The following is a 23,219-nucleotide window of genomic DNA, read 5'->3' on the forward strand; positions in this document are numbered from 1 at the left end:
TGTGTCACCCCAATCCGACCCGGGCGTTGAAACACCCCTTGGTCAGGTCTCCGCCGAGCTCCACGAAGGAGACCGGCGACAGCTCCACGATCCTGCCGCGTGGAGAGGTGCCGCACTCCAGGCACCGGTCGCAGAACCGGCCCGCCAGACAGCCGCACGCGACGATCGGCAACACCGAGGTTCGCCCGGCGCACACGTTGCGAACGCTGAGCACCGAGCCCAGCGCGAGGTAGGGCAGTGCCGTACAGGACACACCGGCGTCCTGGCAGTCGCTGTCGGCACGTTCCAGCATGGGATAGGCCGCCCCGCGCTCGCCCCAGTCGAAGGTGTCCGACCAGGTCGAGGTCCCCGAGATCCGGGACTGCGTGCCGCTGTAGCCGGGGGGCGGTTGCGGTACGGCCGTCCAGCGGTAGGGCGGCTGCGAGGTCGCGGGCAGGCGGGCGTGGGCCACGCCGTCCTCGCGGATCCCGATGGCGTCGAACAGGTAGCCCGGCTCGAACTTCGGATGCCTGACCCGCAGCCGTCCCGAGGCTCCGTAGGGGATGACGATCGTCCGCCGTCCCCGGTGGGGCCCGCAGTACAGCTCCACGGTGAGATCTCTGCGCCCGGTGTCGACGGACTGGATCACCCCGGTGATGCGGGTGATGTCGGCCCAGATCCGCTCCACGACGCGGCCCGCGCGCAGGGCTCTGACGATCACATGGGCGCCGATCGGCAGGTCGGCGGGGGTGACGGTCTCCCCGCGCCAGGCGGTCGCCCAGGGCGCGATGACGAGCCGCTCCTCCCTGCCCTCCGGCGTGTCGATGATGATCAGATGCGGGCTGACGTCCAGGATCTCGCCGGTGATCGCCCGCGGGGGCTCGCCTTCGTCGGCGGTCGCCTCGGAGCCGGGCTCAAGGGCGGGGCCGGGGTCGGCGAGGGGCCTGCCGAGCGCGGCCGCGGTCAGTGCGCGACGACGGTCAGCGCTGCGGTACGGCATCGTCACTCCCCATGTTTCGCAAAGGTCTCCCAGCCAGCGTCACATGCTTGCGAGGGGTACGCCGTTCGCTTCCACCAATAATCACGGCAGGTGCCCGACCATGTATCAAAATTCCCATCCCTGGTGGAACGCGTTGCCTCCTGTTCTACGACAAACCAGTACCCAACACCACGCCGGCCTCCTGTCACCGGGCTGCGGTGTTTTTTGCCATTGGTGGGATGAAATATAGGTTCCGGTTCAGCCGGATCATGGGCTCCGGCTGCGATTCTGGCCACGAGACGCACCTGACCACGGGCTGGTGATCGCGGTGACCGGCGGGACCCACGAGGAGTTCCGCGAGTACGTCGTTGCTCGCGGTCCCGCACTGCTGCGCATCGCCCACCAGCTCACCGGACATCCCAACGACGCCGAGGATCTGCTGCAGGCCGCGCTTTTCCGGACCTACCTCGCCTGGGATCGCATCCAGGACCGCGCGGCACTGGACGCGTACGTGCGCCGGGCGATGGTCAACATCAACATTTCCTGGTGGCGGCGTCGCAAACTGGAGGAGTATCCCTCGGAGGAGATTCCCGAACCGGCTCTCGCGGGTGATCACGGGCATCTGCCCGAGCAGGTGGAACGGGCCCTGGACCGGCTGCCCAACCGGATGCGGACGGCCGTCGTGCTGCGCTACTACGAGGACATGACCGAACCGGAGATCGCCAGGGCACTGGGGATCAGCGTGGGCACGGTCAAGAGCACGGTCTCCCGGGCGATGGCCCGGCTCCGGGGCGACCTCACGATCCCGGAACAGCGGCAACTGGAGCCGCAACACTAGCCGCACCGCCCAGGGGGCCGTGACGCGGCCGACGGGTGGACGGCCTCTCAGCCCCGTGTCCGTCCGCGCTCCGGTGTCCGTCCGTCGCAGGCGCGGCCCGGAGCCGTCGGTCCGCTGAGCCGGGACCACCGGTCGAGAGGGTGGAGAGGGTCGAGAGCCGGGTCACCGTCAGTCGGTGGGAGAGGCCTCGGCCCCCGCCGTCGCGCATGGCCGTACGGCGTCGCGGATCGTTCTCAACGCGTCCAGAAAGGCACTGAGCTGCTCGGGGGAGAGCAGGCCGGTGAACCACTCCTCGATGTCCGCCAGGTGCTGGGGCAGTACCGCCTTGAGTCGCTCGGTGCCGGCCTCGGTGATCGCGGCGTAGGAGGCCCGTCGGTCGGTCGGGCACGCCTGCCGCATCACCAGCCCCTCGCGTTCCAGCCGATCGACCACCCGGGTCACGCCGCTGGTGGACAGGCTGGTCTGCGCGGCCAGGTCACTCATGCGCAGGCGCCTGCCGGGGGAGCGCGCCAGCCGTATGAGGGTTTCGAAGTCGATGTCCGAAAGCCCGGCCGCGGCGAAGGAAAGGTGAGTCTTCGCCGCGAGGCCGCCGAAGGCCTCGGCGAGCAGACCCATCGCGGTGAGCCGGGAGTCATCAAAGGGGATCACGCTCCCACTGTATCCGACGATAGTTGACGAGAGGAATATTCCTCGTGTAGAAATCTGTTGAAGCAAGCATCCGCACAGCAAGCACTTCTTCGGAGAAGATCATGACCACTCGGACCTGGGAAGACCTTCAGCTCCCCACCCCCGGAGCTTTCAAGCTCGACGTCGCCCACACCCGGATCGGCTTCGTCGTCAAGCACATGATGGTGAGCAAGGTCCGCGGCCACTTCGACCAGTTCTCCGGCAGTGTGACCGTCGCCGACAACCCCCTGGACTCGTCGGCCGAGCTCGCGATCAAGGCCGAGAGCATCAGCACCGGCGTCGCCGACCGTGACGGTCACCTGCGCAGCGAGGACTTCCTCGCGGTGGAGAAGTTCCCGGAGATCACCTTCCGCAGCACCCGCGTGGTCGGCTACTCCGACGGCGAGTTCACCGTACTCGGCGACCTCACCGTCCGCGACGTCACCAAGCAGGTCGAGCTCACCGTCGAGTACGGCGGCGCCGGCACCAACCCGTGGGGTCAGTCGGTGTGGGGCTTCTCCATCACGACCGAGATCGACCGCGAGGAGTTCGGCCTGACCTGGAACCAGGCGCTGGAGACCGGCGGCGTCCTGGTCGGCAAGAAGATCAAGATTGAGATCGAGGGCGAGGCCAACCCCGCCTGAGGCGCGTGATCCACAGGGCCTCCTCCCGTCGCGGGAGGGGGCCCTTTGCCGCGTCCAGGGAGTGGGATCTCCCGTCTCGCGGACCAAGAATCCCCAGCTCGCCCACCGTTCTCATCTGCGGTAACCCGACTCCTTCCACAGGTGTGCACAAAGTTATCCACAGGAGTGGATAACTTGTTGGGATTCCTCCGCGACGACGCGACCCGTAACCGCTTTGCCGCCTCGCCTGATGGCCGGTACTCTGTGCTGAGCCACACGGCAACCGGGAGGCTTCGCCTAGTCAGGTCTATGGCGCCGCACTGCTAATGCGGTTTGGGTTCATCGCCCATCCGGGGTTCAAATCCCCGAGCCTCCGCAGGTGGAAGGCCCTCTCTCCGACAACGGGGGGAGGGCCTTTCTGATCTCCAGGAGCGTCGTAGTTGCATCGCTAGTTGCAACGCTCAGGATTTTCCCCACAGGGCCGAGGCCAGTCGCTCCCCGGCATCGCGCATCAGTGGCGTGGAGACATGGGCGTATCTTTCGGTCGTGGTGACCCGCGTGTGGCCGAGCACCTCCTGAACGACGCGGATGTTCACCCCCTGCTCGACGAGCAGCGTCGCGGCCGTGTGGCGGGCGTCGTGCACCCGGACGTCCCGCACCCCGGCCTGCCGCAGGATCACCTTCCACACCTTCCAGTCCTCGGTCCGCTCGATCGGCCCGCCGTACCGGGTGGCGAACACGAGATCGTGATCCTCCCAGCGATCCCCCGCCTTCAACCGGTCCGCCGTCTGGGCCCTGCGATGCGCCCTGAGGATCGCGAGCAACTCCGGCGGGCACTGGAGAGTGAGCCTGCTCCGGCCCTTGCGTTGCCGGAAGACGATGCCCCCGCCCGAACGCTTCGGGCACCTGTCGGCGTGCCCCGTGCAGTCCTTGAGACAGGTCCGCTTGTAGCAAGTGTGCCCCTGCTTCGTGCAGCCCTCCTTGCAGCCGGGAAGGTGCCCGTGGTCTCTACACCTCTTCTTGCATGGCCAGCGGTGCCACTTCTCCCCGCACCTGTGCGGATCGGCGCAGCCGTGCCGCCACTCCGTGCGCTGAACCTGGAACCACGCCCTGATCACGCCGGTCTCCAGATCGACGTACTGCCAGCGGAGCCCGAGCGCCTCACCCTGCCGGATGCCCAGGGCCAGGGCGACCGACCAGCGTGCCCCGTTCCGCCGGGTACCGGCCACGTCGAGGATGCTGCGGGCCTCCTCGCGGGTCAGGGGTTCGATCTCGACGGTCGCGGCCGACGGGGCGTCGACGAGCGTCGCGACGTTCCGCGTGATCTTGCCGCGCCGTACGGCGATCGTCAGCGCCCGGGACAGGATGCGGTGGACCTTCAGGACGGTGCTCGTGGAGAGGTTCTTCTCCAACATCGCTGTGTACGCGGTGTCGAGGTGCTCGGGGGCCAGCCGGTTGAGCCGGTGCTTGCCGAGCAGCGGGATGATCCAGTGCCGGGTCTTGGACCGGTAGTCGGTCAGCGTGCGCGGCGCCATCTTGCCGGAGGCCACGAGCCGCTCACAGATCACGTCGAGGTACTCGGTCATCCACTCGGCGACGGTCGGCGTACGGCCCGGCCCGGTGACCTGTCCGGCCTCCCGGCTGTTCTCCAGTTCGGCGACCTTGCGCGTCACCTCGGCCTCTGTCCTGGCCATCCGGTGACGACGGTCGGGGGAGCCGTCCGGCTTGATGCCCATGGTCACCCAGCCGTGCCAGTACCCGTCGTTGCCGAGATAGATGGATGACCGGCCGTCCGGTTTCTTGGCCATCACGCCGCCTCCTCTCGCGTCAGGCCCGCCCTGGCCTCCAGCGCGCGGGCGAACTCGTCCAGCGCCCACCGGGGGACGAGGCGGTACCCCTCGTCTTTGATCGACTTGAGTTCACCGGTCTTGATCAGCCGGAAGACGGCCGTACGGCTCATGCCGAGCATCACGGCGGCGTCCTTGGGCCGGTAGAACAGTGGTTCCATGTCAGGCCGCCTCTCCCAGTGCCGTGGTTGCCGAAAGGTTGGTGAGGGGTCTGCCGTCGGCTCTGGCGCGCAGTTCGTCGAGTCGCGCCTTGGTCCGGTGCCGGTCGGCCACGCCGCGCAGCAGCCGTACGGCCAGCGGGGTTCGGGTCGGGTCCTTGGACGAGACCGGCCGCCAGATGTAGCGGTGCGGGTCGGTGGCGGTATCGCCGTCGGGCAGGCCGAGCGTGTCGAGCACCCAGGCCCGGCGGTCTTGCTTGTGGTCGCGCAGGGTCTTGTTCGACCACTTACGGGAGACCAGGACGCGACGGCCCGCGTAGCCGAGGTGTTCGGCCTTGTGCGCCTTGCCCTTGCACCGGCCCGGCATCATGCCCGCCTTGGCGTTCTTGGGCTGCACGCCGTACCGCAGCCAGTTGGCGCACGTCGGTGAGCACGGTTCGTAGCGCAGTGCCTCTACCAGCCGGGTCGCGTGGTCCCGGCGAGCCCGGTTGGTCGCCTCACGGGCGGCCGACACGGCCGGGTCGGGGGTGTCCTCATCGCCCTGGCCTTCCTTGTTGTCCTGGTCGAGGTCGAGGGTGTCGCCCAGGCTCTTGGTGAGGTACTTGGTGAGGTAGCCGATGCGCTTGTGCGCGTCCGGCGAGCCCGCGATGACCCCTTGGACATCGACCTGAGCGCCGAAGCGGACCACGTGCAGGGGTTCGGCGTCGTCGTCGGCGCCGAGCTGGTCGAGGGCCTGCTCCCAAGTGGGCAGGAGTTCCCCCGTGACGGGGTCGAGGTAGTCGCCGGCCTGCCCGTCCGGGTACGGCTCGTCCTGCTCATCCCGTTCGGTCCAGACCGGCAGGTGGTCGCCCTCGAAGCGGACTTCATCGATGGTCGGCCACCACACTTGGTGATAGGTGGCGGCGGCGATGGCCTTGATCTCCGCGCGGGGCAGGGTCCCGCGGATCGCCATGTGCAGGTGCGGCGCGAACCTCTTTTGCGGTTCCACGGTGGCGAAGTACTGCACGTCATAGCCTGCGACCCGGCGGAGGTTCTGCACGAACCGGTCGACGAGCTTGGAGAAGTGCAGGGCATCGCGGGCCGCCGCCGCGTAGTCGTAGGTGGCCGGATCGACGGGTACGCCCTGCCCGGGGCGGATCTTGCCGTAGGACGGCAGGGTGAGGGTGACGAACAGCGAGGGCCGGAACACCTTGCCGTCCGGGGCGACGAAGGTTCGCCCGAGGGTGGTGTCCTGCTTGGCCCGTCGAGGGAGATCCGGGGCGTCCTGACGGCGCCGGGTAGAGCGGGAGCGGCGGGGAGCGGTCCGGCCGCCGGTGACGTTGCCGCGCATTCCAGCGGTGTTGATCTCGGCGTCGATGCCCGCGATGGCCTCGTCCCAGTCGGCCACGTCCTGGCCGTCGCGTTCGGCCTGGTCGCGCTTGGCCTGCACGTCGGCCCGGAACTCGATCAGCCAGCGCTGATCGGCGGTGCTGGGGTGCGGTTCGGCGACGGGTTCGGCCTCCAGGTGCCAGCCCTCTCGGCACTGCGCCTTGCGTAGCTGCTTGTTGCGCTTGGCGCACGGTGGGCACTTGGCCTCGTTGGTGGTGCCACACGGGATGTCGAACGGTTCGCTGGTGCCGGTGTGGGTGTCGAAGCGGCGCAGTTCGATCGGGCGGATGCAGACGCCGTTGAGCTTGGCGACCTCCACCGCGACGTCCAGGGCCAGGGGCAGGGTGTCGCGGACGAGGCGGGGAAGGGTCCGGTCAGCGCCGTTGGGGGTGGACGGGTGGGCGGTGTGAGTCACATGGCCTCCTTCCGGTCGAGGACGTCGGCGTACAGCCGGTAGGCGTCGCCGTAGGGATCGCGGTGCAGCCGCAGGTTCACCAGCACGAAGCGCGGCGGGATCTCGGCGTCGTCGAGGTCGAGCAGCCCGGAGGCGCGCAGTTCGGCCCAGGTGGCGCAGACAATGACGCGCATCAGCCCACCTCTTCAAGCAGCGGCAGGGGCAGCGTGTCAGCGGTGAACACGGCGACCATGTCGCGAATGTCGTCGTCGGAGACGTAGCCGGCGCGGACCCGGATCGGATCGGGCGAGGTCTCCAACCGGACGTAGGCGATGCCCGCGCCCTGCTCGGGGATGGGGGAGATGTGGTCGGCCAGCGCGCCCCGGTCACGAGCACCGTCGCCGAGCACCATGTCGACCTGTTCGGACTCGTCGAGCCGGAGGGCGATCTTGTCGGGGAACAGGTTGCGGATGCTCAAGACGTCCTTGCGCGGGTCCTGAAGTGCGGCCAGCACCCCGATCCCGACCGCCCGGCCCTGGGTGGTGAGCGTGGCCAGGGCCGCCGAAATGCGGATCTTGAGCCCCTTATCGGCCTGGTAGGCGGTCAGGAACGCCACCTCGTCCACCACCACCAGGACGAACGGATCCTCCACGGTGGGGACGTGGTTGCGCCGGACCCCGGCGAAGCGGCCCGCCCGCTCCTGCATGACCTTCACCGCGGCTTCCAGCAGCTCAGCGCAGGCGGCCGGATCGGCGGCGTAACGGTCGCCGAACAGGTCCCGTCCGAAGGACAGTTCCATGAGCTTGGGGTCCAGCGCCCAGATCTCGGCCAGGCCCGCACGAACGGCGGGCAACAGGCCCCGGACAGTCGACCAGATGATGGAGCCCTTGCCCGCCCCGGTGGCCCCGGTGACCAGAACGTGAGTGCCATGCACCTTGAGCCGCCACGGGGTGCCGTCCTCGCACCGGCCGATCTCCACCGGCCCCACCGACGCCTCATCGGGAATCGGGATCGCAGGCAGAGGAACGGCCAGCGGATCACGCCGGGGAAAGGTCAGCAGCAGACGCCCTGACCGGGTGATGGTGACCCGGCAGGAAGCGGCCCCGAACCCATGGGCCAGCTGCTCGGTGCGGTCGGCCCAGTCGGAGACGGCCTGACCGGTGAGGATCTTCACGGTGACCAGGTCGGCCCACGAGGTGCAGCGGACGGTCAGGAGGCGGGGCAGGTAGTCACGTCCGCCGATGTTGCGGGCCAGGCCGGAGATGGTCATCACCGCGTGCCAGCGTTGCTGGTAGACCCAGATCAGGCGCCAGAAGGCCAGCAGCCGCCAGCCGATCAGGCGCAGGAACGAGGCACGGTGGACCAGCGCCCATCCGGTCGGGACGGCCACCAGCAGGACGACGACACCGAGGCCGTACGGCCAGCCGTACACGGTCCAGATCACACCGGGCACCGCGACGACGGCCGAGGCGATCGGGTGACGCCACAGCAGCCGCAGGAGTCCGGCGACCGTGCGCCAGGCGAAGATGACCAGCGTCACCATGGCAGGAGTACGGACCACGGCCGGGCGGAACACCACGGCGGTGTCAGGAGTCGTGGAGACGAGACGCTGCGCCTCGTCGCCGGGCAGTTTCTTGAACATTAGGCTGAAGGCCTTCCTTGATGTGGAGTCTGGGGAGAACCGAGGGGCCGCCGGGAGCTGCAACTTCCAGCGGCCCCGCTTACGTGATCAGGCCGGGTCGTCGTCCCGGTTGGGCGAGGGGGCGGGAACGATGGCTTGGACGGCGTAGAGCCGCTCGCACTCGTCGCGGTACCGGATGGCGGCGGTGGCGATCTCGCGGGCCAGGCCCAGGTCGGCGGAGGTGACCGGGCCGCCGCCGGTGGTGGAGATCGACAACTGTCCCTCGGCGCTGCCGAAGCACAGGTAGGGGCGGATTCCCTGGACGGTCATCGCCATGACCGACAGCTCAGCGGTGTGGAAGGACACATCGAGCCGGGTGTCGCCGTCGTGGATGGAGGCGGTGACGTAGGTGTAAGGCCGGTAGTCGTTACGAGCGCTCATGCTGCGATCTCCTTGTCCTTGCTGGTCGTGCTGGTCGTGCTGGTCGTGCTGGTCGTGCTGGTCGTGGTGGTCGTGGCGTCCTTGGCCGACGCCGAGGCGGTGTGCTTGGTGGAGGGGACGGCCGCGGCGCGGGGAGCGCGCATCGCCCGCGCCCGCAGCGAGTAGGCGAGCCGTCCGGTGTCCTGGCCGACGTACGGGGTGACGCTCATGCCGTCGAACTCGACCGGCGTGAACGGCAGGCCCGGCAGCGGCGGCGGGGGAACGGGCTGGACCTCGGTGAGGATCTTGACGGTGACCGACTTCTGGGAGGCCTTGGCCTCGGGGTCGGCGTCGACCACGGAGACCTGCCAGACCGGAAGGCCGGTGGTCTTGTCCTTGGCGTAGACGACCCGGGTGGCGGTCGAGGCGTCGAAGTCCTTGACCTGCTGCACTTCCCCGACCAGGTAGCAGCCGTGCGGGAAGACCTGATCGAAGCCGATCGCGATGGGGCCCTGGATGGCCATGACTCTTTCTCCTGTCGTAATGTCGTTAACTCGTACTGTCGAGTTAGACAGTACCCAGACAACGACCACTCGACAACACAAGTTTCCGAGAGTCGGTGTGACTTAAGTCACATCACAGCGCGTACGAGTCCTCAAGCTCATGCAGCGCACCGGGAAGCGCGATCTCGACCACCAGCGCCAGCCGCCCCGAGGCGTCGAACACCCGCGCCAGCACCCCCAGCACGGCCGCGGACTTGCCCAGCCCCAGTGCCTTGATCTCGTGCGGCAGGGGATGACGAGCGGCCAGGCGCTCCACCACCCGATCCAGTCGCAGCCCCTTCACGCTGTGCAGGTGCTGACGAACGCTCACCGTCAGCGGCGCCTCGCGCCCCAGGTCCGTCCCTTCGGCCAGTTCGATCGGAGACCAGAACGTCACCAGCTCGCACGGCTCGTCGGCCTCGCTGAGCAGAACACGACGCATCGTGACCGGCGTGTGCTCGGGGAAGGAGAACATCGCGGCCACGTTGCTCGGCGCCGGCCGCGCTCCCGCCTCGATGACGGTTCCACCCTCGGAGGCTTCCAGGTGGTCCAGTACGGCGCGGCCCGGCCGGGAGGAATCCTCCATCGCGCCGGGCGGCGGGGTTTTCACATACGAGCCCCTGCCATGCTCGCGGTCGATGATCCCGCGCAGCTGCAACGTCTGAAGCGCCCGCACCACCGTGGGGCGGCTGACCGCGAACTCACGGATGAGCTGAGACTCCGAAGGCAACCGCGAACCAGGCGGATAGGTGCCGTCCGCGATCTTGTGCCGAATCGCCGTGACGATCTGGGCGTACTTCGGCGGGGCGTATTCCTCATCAGACAGGGACATGACAATAACCCAACTGCTCGACTTATCGTCAGCATAGGGCTGGTGGGGCGGCTTGCCTAGCCGATCTCCCCACATGAGCAAGAGTGCGGCGGTGAGTGCCGGTCTCAGGACTCCCTGCGCCAGTCCTTTCAACCGCGCCGGTAAGGCCCCCCTCCAGACGCCCCACCATCTCACCGCCGCACTCGTTCTAGGAGGCGGAACGCCAGGTCACGATCATGACCTCGTGCGGGATGCCGGTGATGATCGACGACTGATCGCCGAACTCGCACAGCACCCACACCGTCCACCTGTCGGCCACCACGGGGAAAGTGCGTCGCCACGCCTCACCCGTCTTGGTGACCCGTCCCCATGTCCACCCCGGCGACGGGGCCACCGGTTTGTCGCCCTCGGCCAGGACGGGCAGCATCTCGCCTGCCCATGGGGCCATCGCGGGGCCGTACGCGAAGGCGAGCCAGTCACCCGGCAGCAGTTCGCGGGCCTGCCGTACCTCAATGGGCTGCGCATCCACCAGAGGCTCCAACTCAACGCGGCCCATGATCGACCTGAGGAGAATCCGAACCCGGAGGACCGCTCTGCCGCCGGAGATCGAAGTAGCGGTGTATGACCCGCAGAGCAGCCCGTTCGAGCTCCACCGCCGACTGATAGGCGTAGACGGGGCGCCGGGTCGCGGGATTCCAGCCGACGCTCCACCAGAAGCGATCAGCGTTGCACCAGACGGCCAGACCGGCCCAGATCGACACCACCGCCAGGTCGTGATCGCCATTGATGTCGGCGGCGATCCCCTGGTGTGCCAGCGCGGCCCGTAGCGACTCGGCCACGTCCAACGCCGACACGCCTCCCATGCCCTGCAAGCCCCTCATGGTCTCGCCCTTCGATCGACCTTCGGGACGCGCGAGCCCCAGCATGCCGAGCAGTCGCCCCTGACCCGGAGAGACGACTTGCCCTCGCCGGTTCCGGCCAGCAACCCGCGCCGGGGACTGATGTACTTCCAGCCCCGTCCTCCGCATGAACCGCAGCGCCCTGACATGTTCCGAGGATTTCCCGGTACCGCGTCACGTCTCGACCGCCTTCATGTGTCATCTGCGATCATGACGTTTCGCTTTGTCTCGTCTATGTCTCCTCTCGCTTCGTGTTCGTCGGTAACCTGCCCTTACGAGTCCCCTTCCGACTTAAGGCGTTGACCGTGGCTGACCAGCAGATCCTGTTGAAAACGCTTTTGCAGCAGCGCCACTGGCAGACGTATAAGACCTTCTGTAAGGAATACGACAAAGCCGCCAAGTCGGTGGATTCAACATTGCAGGGAAAATGGCCGAGCCGTGCCCAGCTCCACCGCTGGCTCTCCGGAGAGCTCAAAGGCCTGCCGTACTCCGACCACTGCCGGGTCCTGGAGACGATGTTCCCCGGCCGGACCGCCGAAGAGCTGTTCTCCCCGAACGGGAGCCAGGTCCCGCCACCCAGGAGCGACGCCGAACCGCCAAGGAACGCCGACCCCGCCGCCGAAGTCGGCCCCGCACCCCAGATGGCCGACGTGACGGCCGTGTTCAGCAGCCGTTCCGCGTTCGCCTCCGCCTACCCGCCCTCGGCCCTGTTCGACACCGCCAGAGAGATCAGCGCCGCCGGTCTGTCGCTCAACGTGCTCTGCCAGAGCTACCCCGACCACCGGCTCAAAAGGCTGTTGGAGAACGGCACCCGCATCCGATGCCTGTTCCTCGACCCCAAGGGCACGGCGATCCGCGCTCGTGAGGACGAGGAGGGCTACGAGGACGGCACGCTCGTCACGCTGACCACGCTCAACATCAGCATGCTGACCCGCCTCAAGGCCCGGCTCGCCCCCGAGGCCGCCGACCTGCTCGAACTACGCGTCTACGACGAGACGATCCGCTTCAACATCCTCATCGTGGACGGGGCCACCTGCGTGGTCCAGCCGTACCTCCCGCAGGCGCGCGGGGTCGACTCCCCTACGATCGTGATCAACGACAACACCGCCGCCGACGGGCTGTTCCCCGTCTTCGACCAGGTGTTCACCTCGATGTGGGAGCGGAGCCGCCCCGTATGACCATCGACACCCGCGCGTTCCTGCCGATCGCCGAACAGGCCGTCACCATCGCCGCCGACATCGTCAGGACTCGCCTTCCCGGAGTCGTCACCGCCAAAGGCGACCGCGACATGGCCACCGAGGTCGACTACGCCGTGGAGCACGCCGTACGCGACTTCCTCACCCGGGAGACACCGGAGATCGCCTTCCTGGGCGAGGAGGAGGGCGGGCCGGCCGGTGCCGGAAGCGGTCTGATGTGGGCGCTCGACCCGGTCGACGGAACCGCCAACTTCCTGCACGGCATCCCGCTGTGCGGCATCTCCCTCGGCCTGATCGACAAGGACATGCCCACCCTCGGCGTGATCGACCTGCCCTTCCTGGGCTCCCGCTACAGCGCTGCCGAAAGTCACGGAGCCCACCTCAACGGCCGACCCATCCACCCCAGCCAGACCGGCGATCTCAGCGCCGCGATCGTGGCCATCGGCGACTACGCCGTGGGCAACGACGCCACCGCCAAGAACCGTCTGCGTCTGGCCCTCACCCACCAACTGGCCGCCCGCGTGCAGCGAGTCCGGATGCTCGGCTCAGCCGCGGTCGACCTCGCGTGGGTGGCCGAAGGCAAGATCGACGCCAACATCATGCTCAGCAACAAGCCATGGGACACCGCCGCAGGCGTCCTCATCGCCCGCGAAGCCGGGGCCACCGTCGTCGACCTGGACGGCACCCCGCACACCATGAATGCCCGAGCCACCATCGCCGCCAGCCCCAAGATCCTCGCCGACCTCGTCGAGCTCATCGCCGAAGCGGACAAGGACGCCAGACGTAGCGAGTAACTTGCCGAATTGTTCTCATGGGTTGTCAAGCGGCGGCGCGGCGCGCCGCCGTACCCCCGGCCCTCCGCCCGCCCGCCGTCCGGGCGTGCGGCCTGGGGGCCGGTCCCGGACGGCGGCGGGACACCGGGCCGGGCACCGCACGCCGGCCTCGCCGTACAGACCGAACGCTCTGACCGGGGTTGCCACGCCGCCGTACAGATGCAGCCCTACGATCGCCACTGCATGGCCGATCACCGTAAATTGCTGGGGGCGATCGACGATCCGTGCTTCGTTCCTCAGCACGGCTCACCGAGTGGCGTTGTTGCGGTCCAGCTGCATGCCGAGGTATGAACCAGCAGGCGAGATGCTGGCCTCCATGATCCGAAAAGTGTGCGGAATAGTCTCCGAAGTAGATCGCCTGCCGCATGGCGGCACCGCAGGTCAAGGGTCATTGAGCGGTAGAACGGGCGACGCCCTGTAAAACCATCAAAGGAGGTTGTGGTGGCCGATCCCCTCGTTCCGTTCCGTTGGTTGGAAGCTTCGCCAGGAGTAGGAGACCGTGAGGATCTGCTTGGCGAGATTTTCTGCGTGTCCTTTTTTCGCGGGCTCGAACCTGCCGAGGTGCTGCACCGCTTCGGGACCGGACGCACAGGGCAGGAGATGACCTTCCATGAACTCCGTGTCAAGGTCTGGGAGTCGGCAGGGATCGGCAACGACTATGTCGGCGTCGTCCAGGTCGGCGAGTGGGGCGTGGCCGTCGAACCGGGGGGCTTCCAGGCGGTGCTGGCCAAGCCGTTAACCACGCTGTCTCGGGGATGCGAGGTGGCGGCCGTGGGACGGCACGATTATGCGGAGGACAGCTTCGTGTACGCGGTAGATGGCAAGATCGTCACCAGCTTTACGCCGCACCTGCCAGGCACTCGGTGGGGCAATGACCCGGACCGGATCAACGATCTCATGCACGAAACCGGCTTGCCTCCGGAGAAGTTGGATGAAGAGGCATGGGAGGCGACGTGGGATGACATGTACACCAACAGGATCTCGCGTGCGTTCTTGCTGGCGGCCAAGATCACTGGCGTGGTGTTCACTCCCAGCATCCTCGACGGGCCCCTACTCGTCGGCGCCATCAGTCAGTGATCACGAGGGTGGCGTGCACTGATGCCGCGGGTGGCTACCAGGTCTTCCCGGTTTACCGCCCAGCCGAGGTTCAAACCGCCGTCTGCAGGTGGAAGGCCCTCTCTCCCGAGAGATCCGCGGTTCTCGGGGGCGATCGTGGCTGGCTCTGCCTCGCGGGATATGTGCGGGATGATCTTCCCTGATAGGGGATGAGTGAGAGCCGCACCCCGAGGGCAGAGGCCTGATGAGGTCAGGAATGTCAGCTCGCTGTAAAACCGTCGAGGTTCAGGAACCCGACAGTAGGACCCATGGTTTTCTTCTACCATGATCGAATGAGTGGCCGTCGAAGCGATAGGGAAGCAGCCGAGGGGAACTGGAGTTTCCTGCGGGAGGTTGTGCACCGCCTAGCTTCGCCCGCACACGAACAGCTCCAGTGGATCGGCTCCATGTGCATCGACGAACTGGTCCTCGATTTCGATGCTGTCTATCCCGCCTCGTGGCAGTCTCGTGAAGCCGGATGGATCTCCGAAGAACTCGCCGCCCTGCTCAGCGCCATTGACCAGAAGCTGATCGACCTCACCGAGCAAGGACCCTCGGCATGGACCGAGGAAGCCTTGCATTCCCATCCCGGATGGGAGGAACTCAGAGGACTCGCTCACCGTACGCTCGCCCTCATGTCGACCCAGCCTTGGTCTATCCCCTCTTGATCGAGTCGTGCCACCCGCTCATCAGACGACCGAGGAAAGAGCGATGCTCACGGGGATGCGCAGACGGCATGGAGCGACTGGCCTAGTTGCAGTTCTAGTTGCAATCCAGCCCCGTTCAGCCTCGTTCCGGAGGGACCAGCAGCGCCCGTTGGTCCAGGTTGAACCGATCGGAACGGGCAAGATCAGAGCTGCTAATGCGGTTTGGGTTCATCGCCCATCCGGGGTTCAAATCCCCGAGCCTCCGCTGTGAGCAGGGGTTTCCTTCGAAAGGATCTTTCGGAGGGAGCCCCTGTTTTGCTGTTCAGGGCTTACGTGAGCACAAGGCGAGTTTCACGGGCTCATTGAGTCTTCTTTCTCGGGATGATCGCGGTCGTCGCCTCGGCAGCCGCCCGGGAGACCTCCGGCACGACCGAGGCGTAGACGTCGGCGGTGAAGCTGTAGCGGGCGTGGCCCAGTGTGGCGGAGACGACCTTCATGTCCACCCCGGTGGCGAGCATCAGTGTGGCCGCGCAGTGGCGAAGGTCGTGGAACCGGATCGGCGGGAGCCCGGCAGCCTTCAGGATGGCTGTGAACCGCTCGGAGACGTACTCCTCGCGCAGCGCCGACCCGTCCTCGGCGGTGTAGATCAGCCCGGTGTCGATCCAGTCGGCGCCGGCCGCCAGGCGCTCGCGTCGCTGGGCCGCGCGCCATGCCTTCAACAGCCTGATGTTGGTGTCGTCCAGAGCGACCGTCCGCCAGGATGGATCGGACTTCAGGCCGTCGTCGTCATCGTCGTCGGACTCCAGCAGACTCAAGGTTTTCGAGTCGCTCAGGTCGGTATCCGCCCATCGGGCGCCGCACGCCTCGCCGCGGCGCAGGCCGCGCGTGGCGGCGAGGTGGTACAGCGAGTAGAGGCGCTCACCGCGCTCCTCGGCGACGTCGAGGAAACGGCCGCACAGCTCCGGCGACGAGCGATTATCCGCCGGGCACGCACGTGTAGCCTCAGGAGCGGTGGGGTCTCGGACGTGCGGCCGCTCGACTGAGGCCCCACCCAGAACACTGCAGCGCCCCGTCGTCTCTTCGGAGGCGGCGGGGCGCTTCGTCGTTTTCGGGGAGCCCGTCCGCCCGCTGGCTCAGGAGCTCAGGAGGAAGTAGCTGAAATACCAGCCGGGACGAGGGACATCGTCGGCGGTGTACTCGCACGGTTCGGCGTCCAGGACGGGGCGGTTCGCGAGGATAAAGTCCCGGTGGTCGTTGCACGTTCTCCTGCTGGCGAAGGGGCCTGCCAGCACAAAGCGTGGGACGGTCTGAGCAGTGACGGAGCTGATCTGAACGGCGGAAGCGGGCGCGGCACCGGCCAGGACGGCGGCGCCCAACGCTGCCGTCAGCAGGGCTGCGGCTGAGAGTTGGCGAATCTTCACGGGTGGCTCCTTACGGCTGGGCAGAAGGACGTCTTCGGATGGGTACTGATCCAGAGGGGACAGGGAGTTCGCGCTTCCCTGGGCTGGCGCGGGACGTGAATGGCGCTACGGAAAGCCGCTCGGGCCTGACCGCGTCGCTGGACTTCTCCGCCCACTGGCTCAGTAGGCGAGGAGGAAGTAGTAGCCGTCCGGAGTGCTCTGGCTGCCGCCGGAGCCGTAGTAGTGAAAGCAGGGGGAGACATAGCCGAAGTAGCCATGTGTGCTGGCGTACATCTGCCGGCTCTGGCACTCGGCGTCGGTGGTGTAAGGGCCCTGCGGATCAACGCGCATGGCGGCCTGAGCGACGGCGGAGCCGATCTGGGGGGCGGCGGAGGTAGGGGCGGCACCGGCCAGGACGGCGGCGCCCAGCGCCGTCGCGAGCAGCACGGCAGGTAATCGGCGGATCTTCATGGTGGCTCCTCAGTCGGGCGGAAGGACACCTTCAGAGGAGCACCGATCGGCCAGGCCGGGGAGCTCTCGGTTTTCCATATTTCGGCTGCATGGCGTGCCGTCCGCAGGCTGTTTCGCCAGGCCTGAACGGCAGAGCGCCCTGCCCGCTCACGACTCATCGGCACCGGGGACGGGACCTGGTCTTGCGAGCCGTTACATGATCATGACGTGGCGATGACAGATCAAGTACAGAGGCGGGTCAGGGTGATGGGCGGTCAGTGACCTGCTGCCACCCCATCCACTCGGAGGTCGATCGAATGATGCGCTCTCTCACCCTGTCCACCGCCGTGGTCTTCACGGTGACGGCCTTCAGCATGGCCCTCGCGCCCGCCGCGGGCGCTGTCCCGTCTGCTCCTGGCAGCGCCGGGCAGCGCCCACCCGGCGGCAAACACTGTGTGGTGCACCTGGCCCCCGGCTCGCACTCGGTCGCGCCGTCCGGCCAGCGTTTGGTCCTGCTGTCGGTCCAGAACAGGACCTGTTACCGCACCTTCACCGAGGCCATCGCCGACGCCACTGGCGGGAGGATCACCGACGCTCCCCGCGAAGCCGCCACCGCCATGGCCGACCCCGAATTCGACCGCCGCATGAACGCTCTTGGCCAGACCAACGACCAGGCGACCATGCAGGGTAGTTGGGTCCCTCTCAGTCTTGAGTTTGAGCACGGCAACTACGGCGGTGACAGCACGGCCATACACATTTCGTATCCTGCCTGCACTCCCAAACACGATGTCTTGACTCTACTCAATCTGGATGGTTCTGATAAATTTGGCCGGTGGAACGACAAGATCTCCTCCTTCCGTTCCTATGGTGACTGCGAGGTCAATCACTACGAGCACTTCGACTTCGGGGGTGACAGCACCGGCTGGAGCCGCAACGCCGGGTGGCTCGGCTCCATGAACGACAAGACCAGCTCCATCGCGTGGCAATAAGGGATTGACGTCCCCGGGCCGGGCTGACGCGTGCCCCCATGAGCACCCTTCTTGAGCTGAAGGGACACGCGGCGCTGGGGATGGCAGACGTAACGGGCCTGAACAACAGGACGCCCTGCTCGCCCTCCTGCGTGGAGGGCGAGCAGGGCGCTTGTTTCTCGTATCAGCCCTAATCTCTCCGAGTTCCAGGGTGTATTGATTTGCGCTACTTGTTGCCGTTTTTGGCTGATGTGGGCAGGCATATAAAGGTAGCCCCTTGCGGAAACGGCGCATAGTCGCCTGTGAAAACTGTCTCCGTGGAAAGGCGTGGTCAAGTAGCCTTTCCTCGCATGGGTCACAAGACGCTCACCTGAATGTTTCTCACGTCTGTGCCACGTCATCGGGTCGGTACTACCCGGTGAACACCAGGCGGAGGACGGCCGGCCTTTCCGGCCATCAGGTGAGGAACCGTCGCGTGACGTCAGCACCCCTCCCGTCCCCCGACGGGGACAAGCGTGAGAGGTCGTCGCGGATCTACAGCACAGCGAAGAAGGTGTTTTTCTTCCTGTTGGTCCGCGGGCTCTGGGAGATGATCCGCCTGCTGTGGCGGGGCACTCCCTGGGACGACGTCCTGTAAGGACACCGCCCCAAGAGAGCCATCTCATGCCGCTTGCGTGCCCGTCAGGACGGTGATCAAGGGGGACTCACGGGGAACCATGGGTACTCACCCCCCTCCCCAGCAGGTCAGCGTCTTCCCAGCTCAGTGACCGGGTGCGATAGAGACTTCCCAAGCTGACAGCGCGGGTTCGATTCCCGGAGAATGGGCGAATGACCCATGATCCAGTCGAACCTGTCCTTGTTATCGGCTCAGACGAGCCCATCGAACTCGTCGGCAAGGAGCTGTACACGGTCGCGTTCGTGAGGGACTACGTCGAGTTCCACTTCAACGAGGCGAAGCTCACGGCATTGACTGACCCCCGTATACAAAAGGACTCCCAGGCTTGGGTCTTCCCTCAGTCAGGATCACGAGACGCTCTGTGCGCTCTCATTGATAAGACAGTTCAAGCTGTCAGCCTCAGGGGCGATGAGCACATCTTGCTTGACTTCGGAGATGCCACCCTCACCATCCCTCTGGACGAAGGCAGTCGCCTTCCCGGCCCAGAGGCTGCACACTTCTTCCTTCTCAGCGAAGATGGGACAGCTCGAATTAAAGAGATGAGGGTCTGGTAGCGCCGGCGGTCATCTCAGCCCGACCCATTGAGTCCAGGGTTGCAGTTCGGGTTGCAGTACAGGGGCATTCAGAGCCGTTCGGGGATGTTCCCAGCCGGCGTCAGTGTTGGGTGATCGCTGAGAAGTCCCGTACGAAGCGGGTCAGGAGGTGGGCAAGGGCGGCTCGGTCTTCGGCGGTCCAGCCGACCGTGGCCTCGGCGATGATCCCGCAGCGGAATGTCCGAATCTGTGCGAGCACGTCCCCTCCTTCGGGGGTGAGGGCCAGCAACGACCGGCGGCCGTCGTGCTGGTCGGCCTGACGTCGCAGCAGCCCGGCCTGGAGGGCCTGCGAGGCGAGTCGGCTTGCCCTGGGCTGGTCGACGCCGAGCAGGGCTGCGGCCTCGGTGACGGTCAGCGCCGAGCCCGGCCTCTCGGCCGCCTCGACCGCGTCGAGTAGCTCGAAGACCGCGTCGGGCAGCCCGGCGTGGCGGCCGGCCTGCTCGCCGCGACGCTTCGCCAGCCCCGCCAGTGCGCGGCGCTGCCGGCTGCGGCGCAAGGCGACGACGGCCGTCTCGATGACCGCCACATCCGTACTCGGCTTGCCCGCCACGATCCCTCCATGCATAATCGAAGACAATTATATGTAATCTTACATGCAACTTGGAGGGTTCGTGGACGCACCCAAGCCCATCGGCTACTGGCTCAAGCACCTGCACAACCTGCTGGAGAGGCAGCTCGACGTGACCCTCGCCGACCTCGGTCTCGGACGCCGGCACTGGCAGATCCTCAACACCCTCGCCCGCGGCGAGGCCACCCGCGACGAGCTCAGGGCGGCCCTCGCCCCCTTCTGGACACCGGGTGAGCCGGACCTGGACAGAGTCCTGGAGGACGTCACCGCCCGCGGCTGGACCCGGCCCGGTCACTCTCCCGAGGGGAACCTCCTCGCCCTCGCCGACGAGGGACGCGCCGCTCACGCGGACATCGCAGTACGTGTTGATGCGACCCGCGCAGCGGTGCTCAGGGACCTGACGTCCGAGCAGTACACCGAAACCGTACGGATCCTGTCGGTCATGGCGGGCAATGTGGAAGCGGATCTCGCCACCCGGTAGTGCCGGTGTCCGGTGGTGTCCGGTGGTCAGGTCGTGGCCCGGATCGCCCGGCCACCCCGGCGGATGCCTTGATCGGCCGAGGCTGAGCTGTGGCTCCGCAGGTCGAGCAAGATCGGAATGCGTCTTTGCAAGCGGGAGGTCGCGGGCGGCGAAAGCTCAAAGGCCGTTGTGCTCCGCCCACTCCGCCAGCGTCTGTATCGGCCCGTTCATCAGCTTGCGGGCGATCTCTGTCTTCGTGGCACGGTCAAGATTCTCCGGTAACCGGTCGAACGAAGCAGGTAAGACATCCAACAGGGCGTAGACCTGCTGGCCGTCTCGTACGGTCAGCAGCAGCATGCAGCGCCAATGCGGCGAATACTCTGGCCGATGTTCCAAGCGATGAACAAGCGCCGGCCACAGATAGTGAGTCGCTGTGCGGTCGGCATGCTCAGACAGTAACGCGACGCCTTGCAACTGGCTCAGTCCGCACTTCTCCGCTTCCGCGTTGAGTTGGAGGAGCTCGGTCGTGTCGACTGCCCTAACCGTTCGCGGGATCTCTGAAGACACGGTTCAAGCATTCCGCAGTACTGATCGTGGGGAGGACCGGATCGGGGCCAGATGTTCCCCCGGCCGGTCTCATGAACGCATGGTGTGGCGGCTGATCACTGCTGTCCTGCGAGGGCTCTCACGTCTTGGCGGGGACGGGCCATCGGTGCCCGGCGGCATGCAGCGCGCCGAGAGCGGTGAGGTCGTTCGTCACCATCACTTGTGCCAGCCGGGCGGCAGCGGCCAGTACGGCCGGCCATCCGGCCGATTCCATGTACGCCTCGTCGGCGGCGGTCGCCCCCACGAACTCCTGCACTTCGACATAAGCGGCGCCGAGGTCGGCCATCAGCGCAACCTCCTCATCGGTGCGGAGACTTTTCCCCAGCCAGGGCTCCGGCGCGGATGCATCGCAGAAATCGTCGAAGAGAACGTGGACCACATAGTCGAGATTCTCAAACGTGGTGGGATCCAGCCACACCTCACGTTGCCAGGACGGACTCGCGAGTGCGACGACTGCGGGAACTATGTGCAGGCGGTACTGGGGGAGCTCGATGCCGTGATCGACCATTCGGCCAGGGTAGTAAGAGGCTGATCGTCGGGCTACGCATAGTCGTGATCCAGCTCCGTACGCCCCCGTTCCAGGTGGACCAAATGGGCCGATCGATTGACGTTCACCTGCAGGATGTTCGCCACCGAAATTGTTCGGGTGACAGCTGACATGATCACTGTGAATCTCGGACCAGCCGACGCGCTCGTCGTCAACAACGCCCTCAACGAGATCTGCAACGGTGTTCACCTCGACGGACGGGATTTTCAGCCCCGCATGGGGATCGACCGAGAGCAGGCGTTCGCCGTACTGCGCATGGTCAACGGCTCCATCAAGGTGATGAGGGAACGACGCCTGGCCGAGGGCAAGGAGGGGGAGACCGCCGGGCCGTCAGGCGGAGTGACCAGGGGCGGCCGTGACCGTTCACCGCTGGTCGAACACCCGGTTCGGTCGCCCCGCCTGCCGTACCGGAGATGAAGGCGAGATCGGGATTCCCCCGCGCGTCCCCGGTCCCTGATCCGTTCGGTCACCACGCGGGAATCGTGTCGCCTTCCGGGTTCCTGTCAGTCGATCGGTTCGAGGAACTCCAGGCGGTTGCCGTGGGGATCCTCGCTGTGGAAGCGGCGCATTCCCGGAATGTCGTCGTTGAAGACGACGGGATATCCGGCCTTGCGCAGGCGTTGGGCCCATTGGTCGATGTCGCGGACCAAAAGGCCAGGGTGCGCCTTGCGGGCCGGGCGGAAGTCGGCCTCGACCCCAAGGTGCAACTCGATGCCGTCGTGACCGCGGAACCAGCATCCGCCGCGCGAGGCGAGGGCGGGAGGCTTGGGAATCTCCACCAGCCCGAGCACGCCTTCGTAGAAGGCCCGGAGGGCGGGTTCACTGTTGGGGGGACAGGCCAGCTGGACATGATGAAGCATCGCGACTCCCTCCATGTATCTTGATATGAAGATACTTCATCGTGTTGTGAGGCGCGCTCTACCAGCCCATACTCGGCGAGGCCCGGTGAGCTCCGAGAAGACCCGACAGGCCTCGGTGGGGCTCGGCGGGGTTGGGCGGGGTTGGGCGGCGGGTGGCGCGGCCGGTGAACGTCACGCACACGGCCGTCCCGTCGCCGCGGCCGTTCACCGCCGCAGGCGGCCGCACTGCCGCCCACGGCCGTTCCGGGCGGCTCTCGGCCGCCATCCGCCATCCGCCATCCGGCGTTCGGTGTTCCGTGTCGCCAGATCGGCCCGGAAGCCGTGGAAAAGCCCTCCCGGCACATGACGGGGCGATCTTCCACAAGCTGGGACGGAGCCGGAATCGTGCCGCCATAATCCGGCCTGTGAAACTCGAAATCGACCCGGAACGCAAGATCCACACGGGAACCTGCGACTGCTGCGGAACCCCCTTCGAGCGCGTGACGGGGTTCATCAACAACGACGACGGCGCCTACGCCATCTACTACGCCTCCTGCTACCACCACGACGGAGTCCACGAAGCCTGGATCGACGTCGTTCTCGACGACGCGTGGAACCCCGACGACCCCGTGAGCACGCCCGGCCCCAACCGCGTCACCATCGGATGCCGTGTCGGCCCCGTCGCCAACGACCCCGACCCCGCGTGCACGCTGGTCCCCGCCGCGTCCGTCGCCCCCGACACCCCTTTCTACGGCCGCAAACTGGATCGTGACGAGGCGCTCCGGCACCCGTGGCTGCCCGCCTACTGGCAGACCGTCGACCACATCCTGGAACACGACGGCACCGTCCGGCAGCACATCTACGGCATCCCGGCGGACACTCCCTGACAGGGCCGGGCCGAGCGCCGGGTGTGGCGCCGGACCTCCGCCGATGACGGCCGAATTCCCGAAGCCACAGGTGGCGGTTGACCTGGTACGCCATTCCTGCGGATGAGCGCTGCCGTACGGCCCGCCGAATCGGTCCCGTGTTCGATGCCCTGAAGGCGCCGTGTCGATCAGAGTGACGGCCTGGGGTCGCCGCTGTCGGGTGATCCGTGAGTTGTGGCCGGAGCCGGGCCGATCACCGAGGCCCGTACAGGCCCTCGGCGTCGAACGGCGCGACCGGCGTCCGACCGTCTCGGGGCAGTCACCCGGACG

Annotated in this window: 31 protein-coding genes and 1 tRNA gene; 13 read left to right on the forward strand and 19 right to left on the reverse strand. The window is 66.8% G+C overall.

Features of this window, described 5'->3' with window-relative positions; genetic code table 11:
• Positions 1-4: 4 nt before the first annotated feature.
• Positions 5-979 carry a hypothetical protein gene (locus AB0N02_RS37095; RefSeq protein WP_363956626.1) on the reverse strand — a complete coding sequence of 325 codons (975 nt, stop codon included), beginning with the start codon at positions 977-979 and terminating at the stop codon, positions 5-7.
• A 298-nt stretch (positions 980-1,277) separates the two neighbouring features.
• Between AB0N02_RS37095 and AB0N02_RS37100 the strand changes: the two genes are divergently transcribed.
• On the forward strand, positions 1,278-1,796 hold the full coding sequence (locus AB0N02_RS37100; RefSeq protein ID WP_363956629.1) for a SigE family RNA polymerase sigma factor: 519 nt from the start codon (positions 1,278-1,280) through the stop codon (positions 1,794-1,796).
• A 168-nt stretch (positions 1,797-1,964) separates the two neighbouring features.
• Here AB0N02_RS37100 and AB0N02_RS37105 read toward each other — a convergent pair whose 3' ends face one another.
• Positions 1,965-2,444 carry a MarR family transcriptional regulator gene (locus tag AB0N02_RS37105; protein WP_363956632.1) on the reverse strand — a complete coding sequence of 160 codons (480 nt, stop codon included), beginning with the start codon at positions 2,442-2,444 and terminating at the stop codon, positions 1,965-1,967.
• Positions 2,445-2,545: 101 nt separating this feature from the next.
• Here AB0N02_RS37105 and AB0N02_RS37110 point away from each other — a divergent pair, with 101 nt between their 5' ends.
• Together AB0N02_RS37110 and AB0N02_RS37115 are read left to right on the forward strand one after the other, a co-directional pair.
• On the forward strand, positions 2,546-3,106 hold the full coding sequence (locus AB0N02_RS37110; RefSeq protein WP_363956635.1) for a YceI family protein: 561 nt from the start codon (positions 2,546-2,548) through the stop codon (positions 3,104-3,106).
• 265 nt (positions 3,107-3,371) lie between these two features.
• A tRNA-Ser gene (locus AB0N02_RS37115) sits at positions 3,372-3,461 on the forward strand.
• Between the two features lie 85 nt (positions 3,462-3,546).
• On the opposite strand, the gene AB0N02_RS37120 is transcribed toward AB0N02_RS37115, so the two are convergent.
• From AB0N02_RS37120 to AB0N02_RS37165, 10 genes are all read right to left on the reverse strand, one after another.
• On the reverse strand, positions 3,547-4,893 hold the full coding sequence (locus AB0N02_RS37120; protein ID WP_363956638.1) for a tyrosine-type recombinase/integrase: 1,347 nt from the start codon (positions 4,891-4,893) through the stop codon (positions 3,547-3,549).
• Positions 4,893-5,093, reverse strand: a complete 201-nt coding sequence (locus AB0N02_RS37125) for a helix-turn-helix domain-containing protein (protein ID WP_363956641.1) — start codon at positions 5,091-5,093, stop codon at positions 4,893-4,895. The genes AB0N02_RS37120 and AB0N02_RS37125 overlap by 1 nt, the downstream gene beginning before the upstream one ends.
• Position 5,094: 1 nt before the next feature.
• Complete coding sequence (locus AB0N02_RS37130) at positions 5,095-6,873, reverse strand: replication initiator (RefSeq protein WP_363956644.1); 1,779 nt, start codon at positions 6,871-6,873, stop codon at positions 5,095-5,097.
• Positions 6,870-7,046, reverse strand: coding sequence for a hypothetical protein (locus AB0N02_RS37135; RefSeq protein WP_363956647.1), 177 nt, complete (start codon positions 7,044-7,046; stop codon positions 6,870-6,872). The genes AB0N02_RS37130 and AB0N02_RS37135 overlap by 4 nt, the downstream gene beginning before the upstream one ends.
• Positions 7,046-8,494: an FtsK/SpoIIIE domain-containing protein gene (locus AB0N02_RS37140; RefSeq protein WP_363956650.1), complete on the reverse strand. Its 1,449-nt coding sequence runs from the start codon at positions 8,492-8,494 to the stop codon at positions 7,046-7,048. Before AB0N02_RS37140 ends, AB0N02_RS37135 begins: the two co-directional genes overlap by 1 nt.
• An 87-nt stretch (positions 8,495-8,581) precedes the next feature.
• A complete protein-coding gene (locus AB0N02_RS37145) occupies positions 8,582-8,914 on the reverse strand; it encodes a hypothetical protein (RefSeq protein ID WP_363956653.1) in 333 nt (110 codons plus the stop codon).
• The gene (locus AB0N02_RS37150) at positions 8,911-9,417 is read right to left on the reverse strand and encodes a plasmid replication, integration and excision activator (RefSeq protein ID WP_363956656.1); all 507 of its coding nucleotides are present in this window, start codon (positions 9,415-9,417) and stop codon (positions 8,911-8,913) included. The genes AB0N02_RS37145 and AB0N02_RS37150 overlap by 4 nt, the downstream gene beginning before the upstream one ends.
• Positions 9,418-9,529: 112 nt before the next feature.
• A complete protein-coding gene (locus AB0N02_RS37155; RefSeq protein WP_363956659.1) occupies positions 9,530-10,267 on the reverse strand; it encodes a GntR family transcriptional regulator in 738 nt (245 codons plus the stop codon).
• A gap of 187 nt (positions 10,268-10,454) precedes the next feature.
• Positions 10,455-10,775, reverse strand: coding sequence for a hypothetical protein (locus AB0N02_RS37160; RefSeq protein ID WP_363956662.1), 321 nt, complete (start codon positions 10,773-10,775; stop codon positions 10,455-10,457).
• Positions 10,776-10,788: 13 nt separating this feature from the next.
• The gene (locus tag AB0N02_RS37165; RefSeq protein WP_363956665.1) at positions 10,789-11,172 is read right to left on the reverse strand and encodes a hypothetical protein; all 384 of its coding nucleotides are present in this window, start codon (positions 11,170-11,172) and stop codon (positions 10,789-10,791) included.
• A 278-nt stretch (positions 11,173-11,450) separates the two neighbouring features.
• On the opposite strand from AB0N02_RS37165, the gene AB0N02_RS37170 reads away from it, so the two are divergent.
• From AB0N02_RS37170 to AB0N02_RS37185, 4 genes are all read left to right on the forward strand, one after another.
• Positions 11,451-12,323 carry a DUF5919 domain-containing protein gene (locus AB0N02_RS37170; protein WP_363956668.1) on the forward strand — a complete coding sequence of 291 codons (873 nt, stop codon included), beginning with the start codon at positions 11,451-11,453 and terminating at the stop codon, positions 12,321-12,323.
• A complete protein-coding gene (locus AB0N02_RS37175) occupies positions 12,320-13,135 on the forward strand; it encodes an inositol monophosphatase family protein (RefSeq protein WP_363956671.1) in 816 nt (271 codons plus the stop codon). Before AB0N02_RS37170 ends, AB0N02_RS37175 begins: the two co-directional genes overlap by 4 nt.
• A 480-nt stretch (positions 13,136-13,615) precedes the next feature.
• Positions 13,616-14,251, forward strand: a complete 636-nt coding sequence (locus AB0N02_RS37180; RefSeq protein WP_363956674.1) for a DUF6461 domain-containing protein — start codon at positions 13,616-13,618, stop codon at positions 14,249-14,251.
• 287 nt (positions 14,252-14,538) lie between these two features.
• The gene (locus AB0N02_RS37185; RefSeq protein ID WP_363956677.1) at positions 14,539-14,937 is read left to right on the forward strand and encodes a hypothetical protein; all 399 of its coding nucleotides are present in this window, start codon (positions 14,539-14,541) and stop codon (positions 14,935-14,937) included.
• A 338-nt stretch (positions 14,938-15,275) separates the two neighbouring features.
• Here AB0N02_RS37185 and AB0N02_RS37190 read toward each other — a convergent pair whose 3' ends face one another.
• The 3 genes from AB0N02_RS37190 to AB0N02_RS37200 all read right to left on the reverse strand — a co-directional run bounded on the left by AB0N02_RS37190 (position 15,276) and on the right by AB0N02_RS37200 (position 16,787).
• Positions 15,276-15,971, reverse strand: a complete 696-nt coding sequence (locus AB0N02_RS37190) for a site-specific integrase (RefSeq protein WP_363956834.1) — start codon at positions 15,969-15,971, stop codon at positions 15,276-15,278.
• 78 nt (positions 15,972-16,049) lie between these two features.
• Positions 16,050-16,337 carry a hypothetical protein gene (locus tag AB0N02_RS37195; RefSeq protein WP_363956680.1) on the reverse strand — a complete coding sequence of 96 codons (288 nt, stop codon included), beginning with the start codon at positions 16,335-16,337 and terminating at the stop codon, positions 16,050-16,052.
• A gap of 159 nt (positions 16,338-16,496) precedes the next feature.
• Positions 16,497-16,787, reverse strand: coding sequence for a hypothetical protein (locus AB0N02_RS37200; protein ID WP_363956683.1), 291 nt, complete (start codon positions 16,785-16,787; stop codon positions 16,497-16,499).
• A 296-nt stretch (positions 16,788-17,083) separates the two neighbouring features.
• Here AB0N02_RS37200 and AB0N02_RS37205 point away from each other — a divergent pair, with 296 nt between their 5' ends.
• The 3 genes from AB0N02_RS37205 (at position 17,084) to AB0N02_RS37215 (ending at position 18,964) form a co-directional block, all read left to right on the forward strand.
• A complete protein-coding gene (locus tag AB0N02_RS37205; RefSeq protein ID WP_363956686.1) occupies positions 17,084-17,755 on the forward strand; it encodes a hypothetical protein in 672 nt (223 codons plus the stop codon).
• A gap of 454 nt (positions 17,756-18,209) precedes the next feature.
• Positions 18,210-18,371: a hypothetical protein gene (locus AB0N02_RS37210; protein WP_363956688.1), complete on the forward strand. Its 162-nt coding sequence runs from the start codon at positions 18,210-18,212 to the stop codon at positions 18,369-18,371.
• Between the two features lie 191 nt (positions 18,372-18,562).
• A complete protein-coding gene (locus AB0N02_RS37215) occupies positions 18,563-18,964 on the forward strand; it encodes a hypothetical protein (RefSeq protein ID WP_363956691.1) in 402 nt (133 codons plus the stop codon).
• A 100-nt stretch (positions 18,965-19,064) separates the two neighbouring features.
• Here AB0N02_RS37215 and AB0N02_RS37220 read toward each other — a convergent pair whose 3' ends face one another.
• Positions 19,065-19,553, reverse strand: coding sequence for a MarR family winged helix-turn-helix transcriptional regulator (locus AB0N02_RS37220; RefSeq protein WP_363956694.1), 489 nt, complete (start codon positions 19,551-19,553; stop codon positions 19,065-19,067).
• Positions 19,554-19,614: 61 nt separating this feature from the next.
• Here AB0N02_RS37220 and AB0N02_RS37225 point away from each other — a divergent pair, with 61 nt between their 5' ends.
• Positions 19,615-20,052: a MarR family winged helix-turn-helix transcriptional regulator gene (locus tag AB0N02_RS37225; RefSeq protein WP_363956697.1), complete on the forward strand. Its 438-nt coding sequence runs from the start codon at positions 19,615-19,617 to the stop codon at positions 20,050-20,052.
• Positions 20,053-20,208: 156 nt separating this feature from the next.
• On the opposite strand, the gene AB0N02_RS37230 is transcribed toward AB0N02_RS37225, so the two are convergent.
• Together AB0N02_RS37230 and AB0N02_RS37235 are read right to left on the reverse strand one after the other, a co-directional pair.
• On the reverse strand, positions 20,209-20,598 hold the full coding sequence (locus AB0N02_RS37230; RefSeq protein ID WP_363956699.1) for a hypothetical protein: 390 nt from the start codon (positions 20,596-20,598) through the stop codon (positions 20,209-20,211).
• A gap of 118 nt (positions 20,599-20,716) precedes the next feature.
• On the reverse strand, positions 20,717-21,145 hold the full coding sequence (locus AB0N02_RS37235; protein WP_363956703.1) for a hypothetical protein: 429 nt from the start codon (positions 21,143-21,145) through the stop codon (positions 20,717-20,719).
• A gap of 159 nt (positions 21,146-21,304) precedes the next feature.
• Between AB0N02_RS37235 and AB0N02_RS37240 the strand changes: the two genes are divergently transcribed.
• The gene (locus AB0N02_RS37240; protein ID WP_363956706.1) at positions 21,305-21,601 is read left to right on the forward strand and encodes a hypothetical protein; all 297 of its coding nucleotides are present in this window, start codon (positions 21,305-21,307) and stop codon (positions 21,599-21,601) included.
• Between the two features lie 86 nt (positions 21,602-21,687).
• Here AB0N02_RS37240 and AB0N02_RS37245 read toward each other — a convergent pair whose 3' ends face one another.
• The gene (locus tag AB0N02_RS37245) at positions 21,688-22,044 is read right to left on the reverse strand and encodes a VOC family protein (protein WP_363956709.1); all 357 of its coding nucleotides are present in this window, start codon (positions 22,042-22,044) and stop codon (positions 21,688-21,690) included.
• A gap of 404 nt (positions 22,045-22,448) precedes the next feature.
• Here AB0N02_RS37245 and AB0N02_RS37250 point away from each other — a divergent pair, with 404 nt between their 5' ends.
• Positions 22,449-22,910 (forward strand): hypothetical protein, encoded by a 462-nt coding sequence (locus AB0N02_RS37250; RefSeq protein WP_363956712.1) that lies wholly within the window; start codon positions 22,449-22,451, stop codon positions 22,908-22,910.
• Positions 22,911-23,219 lie beyond the last annotated feature (309 nt).

It is taken from the genome of Streptosporangium sp. NPDC051022 (genome assembly GCF_040683035.1).
Lineage (GTDB): Bacteria > Actinomycetota > Actinomycetes > Streptosporangiales > Streptosporangiaceae > Streptosporangium.